Origin of the sequence: Glacieibacterium frigidum (assembly GCF_007097155.1) — a bacterium.
Taxonomy (GTDB): domain Bacteria; phylum Pseudomonadota; class Alphaproteobacteria; order Sphingomonadales; family Sphingomonadaceae; genus Glacieibacterium; species Glacieibacterium frigidum.
Map to the genome: position 1 here is coordinate 1,532,684 of NZ_VJWA01000001.1, position 15,968 is coordinate 1,548,651.

A 15,968-nucleotide genomic window follows, 5' to 3' on the forward strand; every position below is an offset into this window, starting at 1 on the left:
GGCTGCGGCGGGGGGAGGTCGGTACCATGACCGCGATGTTTCGTCCGCCGATCGCGAGGGCGATCGGCTGGCGACAGATGCTTGGCTTCGGCCAGGATACAGGCGCGGCGGCCGACCCGCGCTTCTGGGCGCGTGTGCGCGGGACCCAGCTGGCGATGCTTAACCGCTACGTGCCGTTCAACGTCGGGCTGATGGCGCTCAACCTCGGCGCGCTGGTGTGGATGCTGCGCGATGCTGGCGACGCCGGGTTTCTCGCTGCGTGGGCGGCCGTGATGGCGGGGCTCGCAGCCCTGTGGGTCGTCCGCTGGCGGCGCGCCCGCGGCGGCGAGCCCGAAACCGCGACGATCCGCGAGTTCTGGGCGATCAGTGCAGAGGTCGCGAGCTTCGGCCTCGTCTGGGGCGCACTGATGCTCCACATGCTGCCCCTCGTCGACCTGCCGACGCAGACCGTCATGGTGCTGCTGTCGGTGGTGGCGATGGGGGCGTGCAGCTTCGCCGCCGTCCTGCTGCCGGTGTGTGGGGCGGTGCTGGTGCTGAGCATCGCGGTCCTGACGCTGGCGGGCCTGCCGGCCGGCTCCCCGCTGGCGACGCCGCTCGTCGGGCTGGCGTTCGCCTCGTTCGCCATCCTCGCGCTGCGCGGCATCACCATCACCAGTTTCGCGATGATGGCGCGGATGCGGACGCAGATGGAGAACGCCGAAGCCAGCGCGGTGATCGGCCTGCTGCTCAACGAGTTCGAGGCGCACGGTTCGGACTGGCTCGTCGAGGTCGACGACCAGGCGCAGCTCACGCACGTGTCGCCGCGGCTGTGCGAGGTTTCGGGCCAGACGCGCGAAGCCTTGCTCGGCCTGCCGCTGGTGGACCTGCTCGGGCCCGACCGCCGCGACCCGGCGGTACGTGGCGCGCTGCGCACGCTCGGCCGTTACTTCGCCCGGCGCATCGCCTTTCGCGACATCGTCGTGCCCGTCGCGGTGCTCGGCGAGCTGCGCTGGTGGTCGCTGACCGGCACGCCCAAGTTCGCGCCGGACGGCAGTTTCGCGGGGTTTCGCGGCGTCGGATCCGATGTCACCGAGGCGCGGCGGGCGAGCGACCGCATCGCCGAATTGGCGCGCTACGACCCGCTGACAGGACTCGCCAATCGCGCACTGATGCGCAGCGCGTTGGCAGACGCGCTGGTGCGGGCCGAGCGGGGGCAGGGGGCGTGCGCGCTGTTCTTCATCGATCTCGACCGCTTCAAGCAGGTCAACGACGCGCTTGGCCACCACGCCGGCGACGTGCTGCTGCGCGAGGTCGCGGCGCGGCTGCGCACGATCACCGGGCCGACGCCGACCGTCGGACGGCTGGGCGGCGACGAATTCGCCGTCGTCATCGAGGATTGCTCGCCGCGCCGTGCCGAGCGGATCGCCAAGGCGATCGTCGATGCCTTGTCGCGGCCGTTCGATCTCGACGGGCAGGCCGTCACCGTCGGCGCCAGCGTCGGCCATGCGCAGGGCCCCGGCGACGGCGCGTGCGTCGACACATTGCTGCGCGCCGCCGATCTGGCGCTGTACGAGGTCAAGGGCAGCGGGCGGGGTGCCGCGTGCCGCTTCGTGCCGGGCATGCAGGCGCGTGCCGAGGAACGCCGCGGGCTGGAGCGCGACCTGGCGCAGGCGCTCGACCGGGGCGAGCTGAGCCTTGCCTTCCAGCCGATCGTCGAGGCGTCCGACGAGCGCATCGTCGGCTTCGAGGCGCTGCTGCGCTGGACGCATCCACGGCTCGGCAACGTGCCCCCCGCCAAGTTCGTGCCCGTGGCCGAGGATACCGGGCAGATCGGGCGCATCGGCGACTGGGTGCTGCGCGAGGCGTGCGCCTGGGCGGCGCGCTGGCCCGACGACATCATCGTCTCGGTCAACCTGTCGGCGCTGCAGTTCGACGATGCCAACCTGCCGCGCACGATCCGGCGCGCGCTCGCCGACAACCGGCTCGCGGCGAGCCGCCTCGAGCTGGAGATCACCGAGAGCGTCTTCCTGAAGGACCGCCCCGCGACGACGGCGGTGATCGCGCGGCTGAAGGCGCTAGGGGTGCGCTTCGCGCTCGACGATTTCGGCACCGGCTATTCGTCGCTCGGCTACCTCCGCAAGGCCGAATTCAGCCGCATCAAGATCGACCGCAGCTTCGTCCAGCGCGCCGCCACCGACGCGGGCGAGTCGACCGCGATCATCCAGGCGATCGTCAGCCTGGCGACCTCGCTCGGCATGGCGACGACCGCCGAAGGGACGGAGACGCGCGCCGAGTTCGAGGCGTGCCGCGCGCTCGGCTGCGGCCAGATCCAGGGCTATCTGTTCGGCCGCCCGATGCCGCCCGAAGACGCCACCGCACTCGTCGCGCTGAAGGTGGCGGCCTAGAAGTCGATCCCCGGTCCGGCCATCGCTTCGCGCTTCTTCAGCGCTGCCTGGAGCAGCGGGCCGATCTCGCGGCGGGTGTAGCGGCGGCCGGCGACGAGGCCGTCGGGGGCGGGTTCGATCGGCACGATCACGTCGTCGCCCGAATCCTGGGCCTGGAGCCAGACCGCGCGCAGGCCGACCTGATTGACCTGCATCGACGCCGCGACGAGTTTGCGGCTCGACAGGCCCGGATCGGCGCGCAACGTGGCCACCGTCTGCGACAGCGACCGCGGGAAGTCGCCGCCGCTTATCGCCGAGAAGCGGTGTTCGCCTTGCAATGTCACCGTCTCCGCGACGGTCGCATCGTCGGCGTCGACGTCACCATCGCCGTCATGGTCGAGCAGGTGCCGCCACGCCCCGACCGGCGCCGCGGCGCTGAGCTTGCCCGCCGCGATCTCGGCGATGTCGGGAAACTGCACCGGCAGCGACAGGGTCGCGGCGGGCTTGCCGGCCCCGACGCGGCCCTGCATCGCGACCGCGCCGCGCGAGATGTCGGGCTGCACCTTGGCGACTTCGTTCGAGGCGGCGACGCGCGCGACCCCGGTGGCGAGCGCCGCAACGGCGGCGGCGGGCGGTGCGCTGAATTCGATGGCCATGTCTCGCGCTCCTCAAGCCTTGGTGAAATAGGTGCGGTCCCACGACCCGTTGGTCTGGTACGCGGTGCTGAACACGTCATAGTCGAGAACCTGGTCGCCGAAGATCGAATCGCGCACGATCACCAGGTCGCCCTCGTCGATGCCGCAGATCACGTTGGCATGGCCGACGCTGCCACCCTGCCACTTGATCCGGATCCCGAGCGGTCTTCCCGCCGCGAGCTCCGACGCGACCTTGGCGCGGGTCGAGGAACTCGCCTGGTCGTTGGCGAGATGGCCCAGACCGGCAAGCGCTTCGGCGGTCTTGTCGGGCTTGTTGCACGCATCCGAATTGCCGCTGGTGCAACAGTTCGACAGCCCCCGCCGCGAATTGACGAGCTGGCACTGCGTCAGCGTCGAGCCCGGCTGGTAATAGCGCCGGATGCTGACCGAGGTCGCCGACCAGCACCAGTTCGACTGCTGCTGCATCTGGTGCGTGTAGCGCAGCATGACGTCGAGCGGCTGCGCGCCGGCGTAGCCATGCACGTGCTTGATCCGCCAGCCCTGCGCGACGAGCGCATCGACCCGCTGCTGATAGGTGTCCGACGTCAGCCCGACATGGACCTGCGTCGCGGGCCCGCCGTCCTTCTCCCAAATGCCGGCGAACACGTCGCCCGAGCCGGCATTGCATGCGCTGATCTGGCGTGCGCGGAAGCCCTTGGCCGCCATCTGCAGGTTGAAGGCGTGGAAGGCGTCGGCGTTCAGCCCGTGGCGCGCTTCCCACGACGAGCCGGCCGCCTTTTCCCACCACGTCGCATAGCGCACGGTGCCGCCGACGTTGTAGCAGCTCACCCAGCGCGGGCGGAATCCCTTGGCCACCCAGTCGTTCACTGCTGCCTGATAACCGTTCGAGTCGAGCCCGTGGCGCGCCGCCCAGGCGCCAACCGCCGACTTCTCCCACAGGCCGTTGTAGAAGTCCTTGTTGCCGACATTATAGCCGTTGATGAACACCGGGTGGTAACCCTTGGGTACCCACTCGTCGAACATCTTCTGGTATCCTGCGGCGTCGAGGCCGTGGCGCGCCTCCCACGTACCGCCGCCCTTGACGAAGACGCTGGCAAAGCGTGCGGCATTGCCCGTTGCCTGGCCGCTGACGGTCGCCGGGCGCAGGCCCGCCTTGACGAACTCGTTGAAGCTTTTCTGGTAGCCGGCGCCATCCTGGCCGTGCCGCGCGGCCCAGTTGCCGCCGGATTTCTCGAATATCGCCACGTATAGATCGGTCAGGGCCATCGGGACGCGCTCCTCGGCTGCTCGGTGCAGATGTTGAAGGGCGGCAGTCGCGTTCCCGGGGGACTTGCCTTTATGCGCGGCTCTTTAGCCGAAATTCGTTTCGGCTCGGTTAAGCGTCTACGCCTTGACAGTTGACGTTAACGTCAACTATCTCCCGCGGCGATGTCCGACCACGCACACGCCTTCGCTCATGCCCCGCTGCCGCCGCCGGCGAACGACGCTGCGAGCTTCACGATCACCGAGCTGGCGCAGGGCTTCAACGTCACCCCACGCGCCATTCGCTTCTACGAAGACAACGGCCTGATCGCTCCCGAGCGACAGGGCCAGAACCGCGTCTATTCGCGCCGGGACCGCGCCCGGCTGGCGTGGATCCTGCGCGCCAAGAACGTCGGGTTCAGCCTCGCGGAAATCCGCGAGATGATCGACCTGTACGACATTGGCGACGGGCGCGTGAAGCAGCGCCGCGTGACGCTCGAAAAATGCCGTAACCGCATCCTGGCGCTGACCGAACAGCGTACCGATATCGATGCGACGATCGCCGAGCTGCAATCATTCTGTGCGGTGGTCGAAACCCAGTTGCTCGAAGGCCCCCACTGATGCCCAGCTACCGCGCGCCGGTCAAAGACACGCAGTTCGTCCTGTCGGCAGTCGTCGGCCTGGAGAAATATTCGAACCTGCCGGGCTTCGCCGACGCGACGCCGGACATCGTCCAAGCGGTGCTCGAGGAAGGCGCGAAGTTCTGCGAGAACGTCCTCGCGCCGCTTAACCTGCCGGGTGACCAGGAAGGCTGCACGCGTCACGCCGACGGGTCGGTGACGACGCCGCAAGGCTTCAAGGCGGCGTACGATCAGTTCGTCGAGGGCGGCTGGGGCACGCTGATGGCGCCCGCCGATTTTGGCGGGCAGGGCCTGCCGCACGTCGTCGGCACGGCATTCGCCGAATATATGTCGAGCGCCAACATGGCCTTCTCGATGTACTCGGGCCTCAACGAGGGCGCGCAGGCGTCGATCATGGCGGTCGGCAGCGACGAGCAGAAGCGCAAGTATCTGCCGAAAATGGTCGAGGGCCGCTGGACCGGCACGATGAACCTGACCGAGCCGCAGTGCGGCACCGACCTCGGCCTCATCCGCACCCGCGCCGAGCCGCAGGACGACGGCACCCACAAAATCACCGGTACCAAGATCTTCATCTCGGCCGGCGAGCACGACCTGAGCGACAATATCATCCACCTCGTGCTGGCGAAGACCACCGGCTCGCCCGACGACGTCAAGGGCATCAGCCTGTTCATCGTACCCAAGTATCTGGTCAACGAAGACGGCTCGCTGGGCGCGCGCAACGGCGTGCAGTGCGGGTCGATCGAGCACAAGATGGGCATCCACGCCAACTCGACGTGCGTGATGAACTACGACGGTGCCACCGGCTACCTGATCGGCGAGGAGCGCAAGGGCCTGCGCGCGATGTTCATCATGATGAATGCCGCGCGTCTCGGCGTCGGCGTGCAGGGCCTCGCGCAGGGCGAGGTCGCGTACCAGAACGCCGTGATCTACGCGAAGGACCGCGTGCAGGGGAAGGCGATCGGCATCGTCGCCAACGCCGACGCGATCCCGCAGCCGACGAGCAAGGCCGACCCGATCATCGTCCATCCCGACGTGCGTCGCATGCTGATGGACGGTCGGGCCTTCAACGAGGGGGCGCGTGCGCTGATCCTGTGGGGGGCGCTGCAGGTCGATCTCGCGCACAAGGCGGCGACGCCCGAGGAGCGGCAGATGGCCGACGACCTGATCGGGCTGCTGACCCCGGTCATCAAGGGCTATTGCACCGACAAGGGCTATGAGATCGCCACCAAGTCGCAGCAGGTCTTCGGCGGCCACGGCTATATCGTCGAGTGGGGCATGGAGCAGTTCGTCCGCGACGCCCGCATCGCGCAGATCTACGAAGGCACCAACGGCATCCAGGCGATGGACCTCGTCGGCCGCAAGCTGGCGATGAACGGCGGCCGGGGCCTGCGCGCCTATCTGGCGCTGGCCGGCGAGACGGTGGCGGACGCGGGCGACGACCTCGCCTTCATCGCCAAGCCGCTGGAGAAGGCGCTGGGCGAACTGCAGGCAGCGACGATGTGGCTGATGCAGAACGGCCTGAGCAATCCGAACAACGCGGGGGCAGGGGCTGCGGCTTACTTGGATATTCTCGGCATCGTCAGCCTCGGTCACATGTGGCTGCTGATGGCGAAGGCCGCGCAGGAGCAGATCGCTGCCGGCAGCGGCGACCGCGACTTCCTCGAGGCGAAGCTGATCACCGCGCGCTATTACGCCGAGCGCTATTTCCCCGACGCGGGCGCACTGCGCCGCAAGCTCGAAGCGGGTAGCGACGCCATGATGGCGATGCCCGTCCACGCATTCTGATCCGGAGACCGACGATGGCCGATGCATTCATCTACGACGCCGTCCGCACGCCGCGCGGCAAGGGCAAGAAGGACGGCAAGCTCCACGAGATCACGCCGATCCAGCTCGGCACGCAGGTGCTCGAGGCGATCCGCGACCGCACCGGGATCGACACCGCCGACGTCGACGACGTCATCTTCGGCTGCGTCGCGCCGGTCGGCGAGCAGGGCAGCGACATCGCGCGCGTCGCGGTGCTGAACGCCGACTATGCCGAGACGACGGCAGGCGTGCAGATCAACCGCTTCTGCGCGAGCGGCCTCGAGGCCGTGAACATGGCCGCCGCCAAGGTGATGGTCGGCGAGGCGATCTTCGCCATCGGCGGCGGCGTCGAGAGCATGAGCCGCGTCCCGATGGGCGCCGACGGCGGTGCCTGGGCGATGGACCCGGCGGTTGCCTACAAGACCTATTTCGCGCCGCAGGGCATCGGCGCCGACCTGATTGCCACCAAGTACGGCTTCAGCCGCGCCGACGTCGATGCGTACGCGATGGAGAGCCAGAAGCGTGCCGCACGTGCCTGGAGCGAGGGCCGCTTCAAGGGTTCGGTGGTCGGCGTCCGCGACGTCATCGGTGAGATCGTCCTCGACCATGACGAGCATATGCGTCCGAACACCGACATGCAGTCGCTGGGCAGCCTCAACCCGGCGTTCACCGCGATCGGCGAGCAGATGCCCGGCTTCGACGCGATCGCACTGATGAAATACCCCGAGGTCGAGCGCATCGAGCACGTCCACACCGGCGGCAATTCGAGCGGCATCGTCGACGGCGCGTCGGCCGTGCTGATCGGCGGCCGCGAGATCGGCGAGAAGTACGGGCTCAAGCCCCGCGCCCGCATCCGCGCCATGGCGTCGATCGGCAGCGAGCCGATGATCATGCTGACCGGCCCCGAGTTCGTCGCGCAGAAGCTGCTGGCACGCGCCGGCATGACCACCGACGACATCGATCTGTTCGAGCTGAACGAGGCGTTTGCGAGCGTCGTGCTGCGCTACATGCAGGCGATGAAGCTCGACCACGACAAGGTCAACGTCAACGGCGGCGCGATCGCCATGGGCCACCCGCTGGGGGCCACCGGCGGCATGATCCTGGGCACGGTGCTCGACGAGCTCGAGCGGACGGGCAAGGGCACCGCGCTGATCAACCTGTGCGTCGGCGCGGGTATGGGCACGGGCACGATCATCGAGCGGGTGTAGCGTCTACGCGCCGTCATGCTGGCGAACGCCAGCACCCATGGCGGCGCGCACACGACGCTTCGAGCAGGAAACACCGTGGGTGCTGGCGTTCGCCAGCATGACGAAGGAACGAAGACATGACCGACACCGCGATCCGTACCGAACTCGATGCCGACGGCATCCTGCTGCTGACCATCGACGTGCCCGGCCAGTCGATGAACGTCATCACGCCGCAGGTCTCCGCCGACCTGACCGCCGCGATCGCGCGGATCAAGGCCGAGCCCGAGATCAAGGGCGCGGTGCTGACCAGCGGCAAGCCGTCGGGCTTCATGGCGGGCGCCGACCTGAAGGGCATGGGCGCGCTGATGGGCGGCGGCGCCAAGCTGCCTGAGGGCAAGTCGAAGATGGCGGCGCTGTTCGACGCGGTCTACGCGCTCAACAAGATGCTGCGCGACCTCGAGACGTGCGGCAAGCCGGTTGCAGCGGCGATCAACGGGCTGGCGCTTGGCGGCGGCCTCGAGTTCACGCTGGCGTGCCACTACCGCGTCTGCGTCGACAACCCGAAGGTGACGCTCGGCCTGCCCGAGGTCATGGTCGGCCTGTTCCCCGGTGCGGGCGGCACGCAGCGCCTGCCGCGCCTGATGGGCGTCCAGCCCGCGCTGATGTACCTGCTCCAGGGCAAGAACATGAGCCCGCAGGAGGCGCTCGGCTTCGGCGTCGTCCACGAACTCGCGGCCGCCGACCAGGTCGTCGAAAAGGCCAAGGCGTGGGTCAAGGCAAACCCGACCAAGGGCGTCCAGCCGTGGGACGAGAAGAGCTTCAAGTTCCCCGGCGGCGTCGGGATGTTCAACCCGGGCTTCGCGCAGACCTTCATGGCCGGCACCGCGATGACCGCCAAGCAGACCAATCACAACATGAACGCGCCCGTCGCGATCCTGTCGTCGGTTTACGAGGGCTCGCAGCTGCCGATGGACACGGCGCTGCGCGTCGAGAGCAAGTATATGGCGAAGCTCATCGCCGATCCGCAGGCGGGCAACATGATCCGTTCGCTATTCGTCTCGAAGCAGGCGGCCGAGAAGGGCGCGCGCCGGCCGCAGGGCGTTGCCCCGGCGCCGGCGCAGAAGATCGGCATGCTCGGCGCCGGCCTGATGGGTGCGGGCGTCGCGATGGTCTCGGCTCAGGCCGGCATGACCGTCGTGCTGCTCGACCGCGACCTCGCGGCGGCCGAGAAGGGCAAGCAGTACACCGCCGACCGGCTGGCGAAGAAGCGCACCGACCCCGCCAAGGCGCAGGCGATCCTCGACCGTATCCATCCGACCGCCGACTATGCCGATCTCGCGGGCTGCGACCTGATCATCGAGGCGGTGTTCGAGACGCGCGACATCAAGGCGGGCGTCACCAAGGCAACCGAAGCCGTCGTCGGCGCGGACACGATCTTCGGCTCGAACACCTCGACCCTGCCGATCACCGGCCTCGCCGAGGCCTGGTCAAAGCCCGAGAACTTCATCGGCATCCACTTCTTCTCGCCGGTCGAGAAGATGCCGCTGGTCGAGATCATCGTCGGCAAGCAGACCGGCCCCACGGCGATCGCCAAGGCGCTCGATTATGTCGCGGCGATCCGCAAGACGCCGATCGTCGTCAACGACAGCCGCGGTTTCTACACGTCGCGCTGCTTCGGCACGTACGTGCAGGAGGGTCTGGCGCTGCTCAGCGAGGGCACAAACCCCGCGCTGATCGAGAATGTCGGCCGCCACATGGGGATGCCGGTCGGTCCGCTCGCGGTGAACGACGAGGTCGGCCTCGACCTGTCGTACAAGGTCGGTCAGCAGACCAAGGCCGACCTCGGCGACAAGTATGTCGAGCAGCCGGGCGCCAAGGTGATCGAGACGATGCACGAGCTCGGCCGCCAGGGACGCAAGAATGCCAAGGGCTTCTACGTCTATCCTGACGCGCCGGCTAAGAAGTATCTGTGGCCGGAACTCGTCGGCACGGTCAGCGACGGCCTCGCCGAGACGCAGCCGACCCCCGAGGCGGTGCGCGAGCGGCTGCTCTACCGCCAGATGGTCGAATGCGCGCGCTGCTTCGAGGAAGGCGTCCTCGAGACACCGCAGGACGGCGACTTGGGTGCCATCTTCGGCTGGGGCTTCGCACCCTTCACCGGCGGGCCGTTCAGCCACATGGACACGATCGGCCTCGCCAATGTCGTCGCGATCCTCGACGGGCTCGCACAGCGCCACGGCGACCGCTTCGCGCCGCCGCAGCTGCTCCGGGACATGGCGGCGAAGGGCGAGACCTTCTACGGTCGGGCGGCACTCAAGCAGGCGGCCTAGCACGTTGACGGTCCGATTCCTCCGGGCGATACTTGTCGCGTAGCTGGGGGGTAGGCGATGGGTAAGCTGATCTGGTTGGCGGTCGCGGTCATGGCGACGATCGCGTCGCCCGCAGCAGCCGGGCTGACCGCCGTCTCGATCGAAAGCCGTTTCGCCTTCAACGATGGTTTCGGCGGGCTGGTCGCGCTTGGGCAAAGTGCGACAGCGCGCGCGACGCTCGACGATCAGGCTAATTTCGACTCGGGCCTGTTGTCGATGCCCAACGGTGGGCGCTTCCTGACGCCCGAAACCGACTTTCGTAACCCACCCGGGCTGATCGCCACTTGCGGACCATGCACCTTCGTGACGGGCGAATACGAGTTCTTCGTGCTCAACGGCTTTCTGGGCACCTCGGCGCGCGAGACGATGAGCTACGCGCCGGTCGCCTACGCTGCCGCTCCGCCGCGCGTTATCGGTCTCGACGGCTACAACGCCTTCGACCCGCGCAACGCCATCACCTTCAGCCTAGCCTATGGCTTCACGCCGTCGCCGGGTGCAACGCGCGGCGTCACGCGGCTTCACATTTACAGCTACGACCGGTCGCAGATTATCTACGACTCGGGCTTCGTCGCGCCCGACACGCTCGACTTCACGGTGCCGGCGCTGACCGCCCGCTTCGGCGAGAATCTCGGCGTGCTGGTATCGTTCGATAATCTGGTCGAGGGGACCGGCGGGCTGCTCGGCCTGCCGACCACGGCGCGCTTCTCGATGCTGACCGGAGGCATCATCTTTGCCGGCGTACCCGAGCCCATGACCTGGGCGATGCTGGTGGTCGGCTTTGGCGCTGTCGGGGTAGCGGTACGCCGGCGATACGTCCCAACCTGAGCAACGCCAGTGTTTAGATTCTCGCCGACGGCATGAGGGGCCGCCTCGGCATTCTCGCGCTGTTGCTCGCCGGTCTCGCCTTGGCCGTGGTCGTCATCGGCTATGCGCAGGCTGTCAGCGAGCCCAGGGTCGTGCGCTACCGCGTCGCGCTCGCCGACTGGCCCGCGGACGCGCCGCCGCTGCGGATCGTGCAGATGAGCGACATCCACGTCGCCTGGCCCGACATGCCGGCCACCCGGCTTGAACGCATCGTCGCGCAGGTCAACGCGCTGCGCCCCGACATCGTCGTGCTGACGGGCGACTATCAAGGCGGCAAGATCTGGGATGTGCACGCCGACCGCTACGATGCCGCGGTGGCGCCGCTCGCGCGGCTCCGCGCGCGCTACGGCGTGTACGCGGTGCGCGGCAATCACGACGGACCGCGCTGGACACCATTCGTCTTCGCGCGGACGCCGATCACGCTGCTGCAGAACCGCTGGGTCGCGGTGGGGCCGATCACGCTGGCCGGGATGGACGATGTCACCGGCCCGGGCGAGCCATATCGACGGACGCGCGCGACCGTCGCGGACGCGCCTGCCGGGCGCCCGATCGTGTTGCTCGCGCACGAACCCGACTTCTTCAAGTGGGTGCCGCCAAGCGTCGACCTCGTCATCGCGGGTCACACGCACGGCGGCCAGATCGAGGTGCCGCTGCTGCGCACCCACCCCTATCTCGATCCCTATCTGGAAACGCATCGCCGCGGCCTGTTCGTCGAGCGCGGCCAGCAGCTGATCGTGTCCTCGGGCATCGGCACGTCGGTCCTGCCGCTGCGCATCGGTGTGCCGCCCGAAATCGTCGAGATCACGCTGGGTCCTGCCTAGCTTTTTACGCGAAACTTACGTCGCAGCCCCCGGATCGATGTGGTTCGGCGTGGTCGCCTGCGTCTACCCCTTCGCCTGTCGATCGGCGGAGGATGCCCTGTGGAAGACCTGTTGTGGCTCGGTATCGTTGCCGGGCTGGCGCTGCTCAGCTTCGCCTATTTGGCGCTGTGCGGGCGCGCCTGATGACCATCGATCTCTGGCTCGGCGGCGTCACCGCGCTCGCTCTCCTCGTCTATCTCGTGGCGGTCCTCGTCCGCCCCGAACGTTTCTGATCGGGTTCGTGCAATGACGGTTCAGGGCTGGCTGCTCATCCTGGGGTTCGTCGCGCTGGTGGTGCTCGTCGCCAAGCCGATGGGCGTGTGGCTGTTCGCGATCCTCGAGGGGCGGCGGACGCCGCTGCATGCCGTACTCGGCCCGGTCGAGCGCGGCTTCTACGCCGCTGCAGGCGTCGACCCGGCACAGGACCGCGGCTGGCGGCGCTACGGCGTCGACATGCTGGTGTTCAACCTCATCGGCCTGCTGCTGACCTACACCATCCTGCGCCTGCAGGGCGTGCTGCCGTGGAATAGCCAGGGCCTGCCCGGGTTGTCCGGACATTTGGCGTTCAACACCGCGGTCAGCTTCACGACCAATACGAACTGGCAGTCGTACGGCGGCGAGGCGGTGATGAGCCAGTTCAGCCAGATGGTCGGGCTGACCATCCACAATTTCTTCTCAGCCGCGACGGGTATCGCGCTGGCCTTCGCCTTCATCCGCGGCTTTGCGCGCAGGGAGGCGAGCGGCGTCGGCAATTTCTGGGCCGACATGACGCGGGTGACGCTCTACCTGCTGCTGCCGGCGTGCCTCGTCTATGCTGTCGTGCTGCTCGCAGGCGGGGTGCCGCAGACGCTGAGCGGCGCGGTCGACGCGACGACGCTGGAGGGGGCCAGGCAGACCATCGGGCTCGGCCCGGTCGCTTCGCAGGAAGCGATCAAGATGCTCGGCACCAATGGCGGCGGCTATTTCAACGCCAACTCGGCGCACCCGTTCGAGAACCCGGGCGCGCTGACCAACCTGCTCCAGATGCTGTCGATCTTCGCGATCGGCGCGGGGCTGACGTGGACCTTCGGCAAGGCGGTGGGCAACACGAAGCAGGGCTGGGCGATCCTCGCAGCAATGCTCCTGCTGTTCACCATCGGCGCGGGCGTCACCTATTCAGCCGAGGCCGCGGGCAACCCGATCCATCACGCGCTGGGCATCGCCGGGGGCAACATGGAGGGGAAGGAGGTGCGCTTCGGCGTCGCCGCCAGCGCCCTGTTCGCCACCATCACCACTGCGGCGTCGTGCGGCGCGGTCAATGCAATGCACGACAGCTTCACCCCCATCGGCGGCATGGTGCCGCTGTTCAACATGCAGCTGGGCGAGGTCATCGTCGGCGGCGTGGGCGCCGGGCTGTACGGCATCCTGCTGTACTGCATCCTCGGCGTCTTCGTCGCCGGGCTGATGGTCGGGCGGACGCCCGAATATGTCGGCAAGAAGATCGAGGGGCGCGAGGTCAAGCTCGCGGTGCTGGCGATCGCCGTGCTGCCGCTGATCATCCTCGGCATGACGGGGCTCGCGGCGGTCAGCGAGGCGGGGCTGGCGGGCCGCGCCAATATGGGTCCGCACGGTTTCTCCGAGATCCTCTACGCCTTCACGAGCGCCGTCGCGAACAACGGCTCGGCCTTCGCCGGGCTGACCGCGAATACCGCGTTCTACAACGGGCTGCTGGGGGTCGCGATGTGGCTGGGGCGCTTCTTCGTCATCATCCCGATGCTGGCGATCGCCGGCAGCCTGGCGGCGAAGCGCGTCGTGCCGGCGTCGACGGGGTCGTTCCCGACCACCGGGCCCCTGTGGGTCGGGCTGCTGTGCGCGGTGATCCTGATCCTCGGCGGCCTCACCTTCCTCCCCGCGCTCGCGCTCGGACCCATCGCCGACCAGGTCGCGATGCTCCGCGGCGATCTGTTCTAGGAGCGACACGCATGTCCCGCACTGCCTCGCCGTCGATGTTCTCGGGCACCCTGATCGGCCCCGCCATCGCCGGTGCCTTCGCCAAGCTCGACCCACGCCAGCTGATCCGCAACCCGGTGATGTTCGTGACCGCGGTCGTCGCGCTGCTGCTTACCGTGCTGCTGATCGTCGGTTCGCCCGGCGGCGGCATCGCCTTCAAGGCGCAGCTGGTGTTCTGGCTGTGGCTGACCGTGCTGTTCGGCAACTTCGCCGAGGCGCTGGCGGAAGGGCGCGGCAAGGCGCAGGCCGCCAGCTTGCGCGCCACCAAGGGCGAGCTGACCGGCAACCGCATCGTCGGCAGCGGCACCGAAAGCGTCCCCGCCTCGGCGCTGAAGGTCGGTGACATCGTGCTCGTCTCGGTCGGCGAACTGATCCCCGCCGACGGCGAGGTCGTCGAGGGCGTCGCCAGCGTCAACGAGGCCGCGATCACCGGCGAGAGCGCCCCCGTCATCCGCGAGGGCGGCGGCGACCGCTCGGCGGTGACCGCGGGCACGCGCGTCGTGTCGGACTATCTCAAGGTCCGCGTCACGGCAGGGCCGGGGCAGGGCTTTCTCGACCGCATGATCGCGCTGGTCGAAGGCGCCGAGCGGCAGAAAACGCCCAACGAGATCGCGCTGACCATCCTGCTCGTCGGGCTGACGATCGTCTTCCTGATCGCGGTCGGCACCATCCCGATGTTTGCGAACTATGCGGCCGGCGCGGTGCCCGTCGTGATCCTTGCGGCGTTGCTGATCACGCTGATCCCGACCACCATCGCGGCGCTGCTGTCGGCGATCGGCATCGCAGGAATGGACCGGCTGGTGCGCTTCAACGTGCTCGCGAAGTCGGGCCGCGCGGTCGAGGCGGCGGGCGACATCGACGTGCTGCTGCTCGACAAGACCGGCACGATCACGCTCGGCGACCGCCAGGCCAGCGAGTTCCGCGCCGTCGGCCGCGCGTCGGAGCGCGAGCTTGCCGAAGCCGTGATGCTCGCCAGCCTGGCGGACGAGACCCCCGAAGGCCGATCGAGCGTCGTGCTGGCGCGCGAGAAATACGGCGTCGACGTCGCCCTCCCGGCCGGGGCCGAGATCATCGCGTTCAGCGCCCAGACGCGCCTGTCGGGCGTCCGCACCGACGACACCTTCGTGCAGAAGGGCGCGGTGGACTCGATCCTCAAGATCGTCCCCGACAGCCCCGCGGCCGCCGAGCTGAGGCGCGTCACCGACGAGATCGCACGCGCTGGCGGCACGCCGCTCGCCGTGGTCCGCGACGGCCGGATCCTGGGTGCGATCTACCTCAAGGACATCATCAAGGGCGGCATCAGGGAGCGCTTCGTCGAGCTGCGCCGCATGGGCATCCGCACCGTGATGATCACCGGCGACAACCCCCTGACGGCGGCGTCGATTGCCGCCGAGGCCGGGGTGGACGACTTCCTCGCGCAGGCGACGCCCGAGGACAAGCTGGCCTTCATCCGCAAGGAACAGGTCGGCGGGCGGCTGGTCGCGATGTGCGGCGACGGCACCAACGACGCGCCGGCACTCGCGCAGGCCGATGTCGGCGTCGCGATGAACACCGGCACGCAGGCGGCGCGCGAGGCCGGCAACATGGTCGACCTCGACAGCGACCCCACCAAGCTCATCGAGATCGTCGGCCTGGGCAAGCAGCTGCTGATGACGCGCGGGGCGCTGACCACCTTCTCGATCTCGAACGATGTCGCCAAGTATTTCGCCATCCTGCCGGCGATGTTCGTGGTGCTCTACCCAGGGCTGGCCGTGCTCAACGTCATGGGGCTCGCAACGCCCGAGAGCGCGATCCTGTCGGCGATCATCTTCAACGCGCTGATCATCCCGCTGCTCGTGCCGCTTGCGCTCAAGGGCGTGAAGTATCGCCCGGTCGGCGCGGGTGCCCTGCTGGCGCGCAACCTCGCGATCTACGGCGTCGGCGGGCTGATCTCGCCCTTCATCGGGATCAAGCTGATCGACCTCGCCGTGTCCGGCCTCGGCCTGGCCTAGGAG

12 protein-coding genes are annotated in these 15,968 nt (G+C 68.4%); 10 read left to right on the forward strand and 2 right to left on the reverse strand.

From position 1 onward, the window contains the following. Nucleotides 1-26: 26 nt before the first annotated feature. Nucleotides 27-2,384: a putative bifunctional diguanylate cyclase/phosphodiesterase gene (locus tag FMM06_RS07325; protein WP_144236622.1), complete on the forward strand. Its 2,358-nt coding sequence runs from the start codon at nucleotides 27-29 to the stop codon at nucleotides 2,382-2,384. Here the strand turns inward: FMM06_RS07325 and FMM06_RS07330 are convergent. Both FMM06_RS07330 and FMM06_RS07335 read right to left on the reverse strand, forming a co-directional pair. Continuing rightward, entirely contained in the window at nucleotides 2,381-3,019 is a 639-nt protein-coding gene (locus FMM06_RS07330) for a hypothetical protein (RefSeq protein WP_144236623.1), read from the reverse strand. The two genes, FMM06_RS07325 and FMM06_RS07330, sit on opposite strands and share 4 nt — an antisense overlap. A 12-nt stretch (nucleotides 3,020-3,031) precedes the next feature. Next, nucleotides 3,032-4,285: a papain-like cysteine protease family protein gene (locus FMM06_RS07335; RefSeq protein ID WP_144236624.1), complete on the reverse strand. Its 1,254-nt coding sequence runs from the start codon at nucleotides 4,283-4,285 to the stop codon at nucleotides 3,032-3,034. Nucleotides 4,286-4,447: 162 nt separating this feature from the next. On the opposite strand from FMM06_RS07335, the gene FMM06_RS07340 reads away from it, so the two are divergent. From FMM06_RS07340 to kdpB, 9 genes are all read left to right on the forward strand, one after another. After that, complete coding sequence (locus FMM06_RS07340) at nucleotides 4,448-4,882, forward strand: MerR family transcriptional regulator (protein WP_144236625.1); 435 nt, start codon at nucleotides 4,448-4,450, stop codon at nucleotides 4,880-4,882. After that, nucleotides 4,882-6,687 (forward strand): acyl-CoA dehydrogenase C-terminal domain-containing protein, encoded by a 1,806-nt coding sequence (locus FMM06_RS07345; RefSeq protein WP_144236626.1) that lies wholly within the window; start codon nucleotides 4,882-4,884, stop codon nucleotides 6,685-6,687. The genes FMM06_RS07340 and FMM06_RS07345 overlap by 1 nt, the downstream gene beginning before the upstream one ends. A 14-nt stretch (nucleotides 6,688-6,701) precedes the next feature. Further along, complete coding sequence (locus FMM06_RS07350) at nucleotides 6,702-7,913, forward strand: acetyl-CoA C-acetyltransferase (RefSeq protein WP_144236627.1); 1,212 nt, start codon at nucleotides 6,702-6,704, stop codon at nucleotides 7,911-7,913. 116 nt (nucleotides 7,914-8,029) lie between these two features. After that, the gene (locus FMM06_RS07355; RefSeq protein ID WP_144236628.1) at nucleotides 8,030-10,222 is read left to right on the forward strand and encodes a 3-hydroxyacyl-CoA dehydrogenase NAD-binding domain-containing protein; all 2,193 of its coding nucleotides are present in this window, start codon (nucleotides 8,030-8,032) and stop codon (nucleotides 10,220-10,222) included. 57 nt (nucleotides 10,223-10,279) lie between these two features. Continuing rightward, the gene (locus FMM06_RS17160; RefSeq protein WP_235889133.1) at nucleotides 10,280-11,086 is read left to right on the forward strand and encodes a PEPxxWA-CTERM sorting domain-containing protein; all 807 of its coding nucleotides are present in this window, start codon (nucleotides 10,280-10,282) and stop codon (nucleotides 11,084-11,086) included. Nucleotides 11,087-11,118: 32 nt separating this feature from the next. Next, nucleotides 11,119-11,946: a metallophosphoesterase gene (locus FMM06_RS07365; protein ID WP_144236629.1), complete on the forward strand. Its 828-nt coding sequence runs from the start codon at nucleotides 11,119-11,121 to the stop codon at nucleotides 11,944-11,946. 182 nt (nucleotides 11,947-12,128) lie between these two features. Further along, nucleotides 12,129-12,218 carry a K(+)-transporting ATPase subunit F gene (kdpF, locus tag FMM06_RS07370; protein ID WP_144236630.1) on the forward strand — a complete coding sequence of 30 codons (90 nt, stop codon included), beginning with the start codon at nucleotides 12,129-12,131 and terminating at the stop codon, nucleotides 12,216-12,218. Between the two features lie 13 nt (nucleotides 12,219-12,231). Next, complete coding sequence (gene kdpA / locus FMM06_RS07375; RefSeq protein WP_144236631.1) at nucleotides 12,232-13,935, forward strand: potassium-transporting ATPase subunit KdpA; 1,704 nt, start codon at nucleotides 12,232-12,234, stop codon at nucleotides 13,933-13,935. Nucleotides 13,936-13,946: 11 nt separating this feature from the next. Next, nucleotides 13,947-15,965, forward strand: a complete 2,019-nt coding sequence (gene kdpB, locus FMM06_RS07380) for a potassium-transporting ATPase subunit KdpB (protein WP_144236632.1) — start codon at nucleotides 13,947-13,949, stop codon at nucleotides 15,963-15,965. The last annotated feature ends 3 nt before the right edge of the window (nucleotides 15,966-15,968 follow it).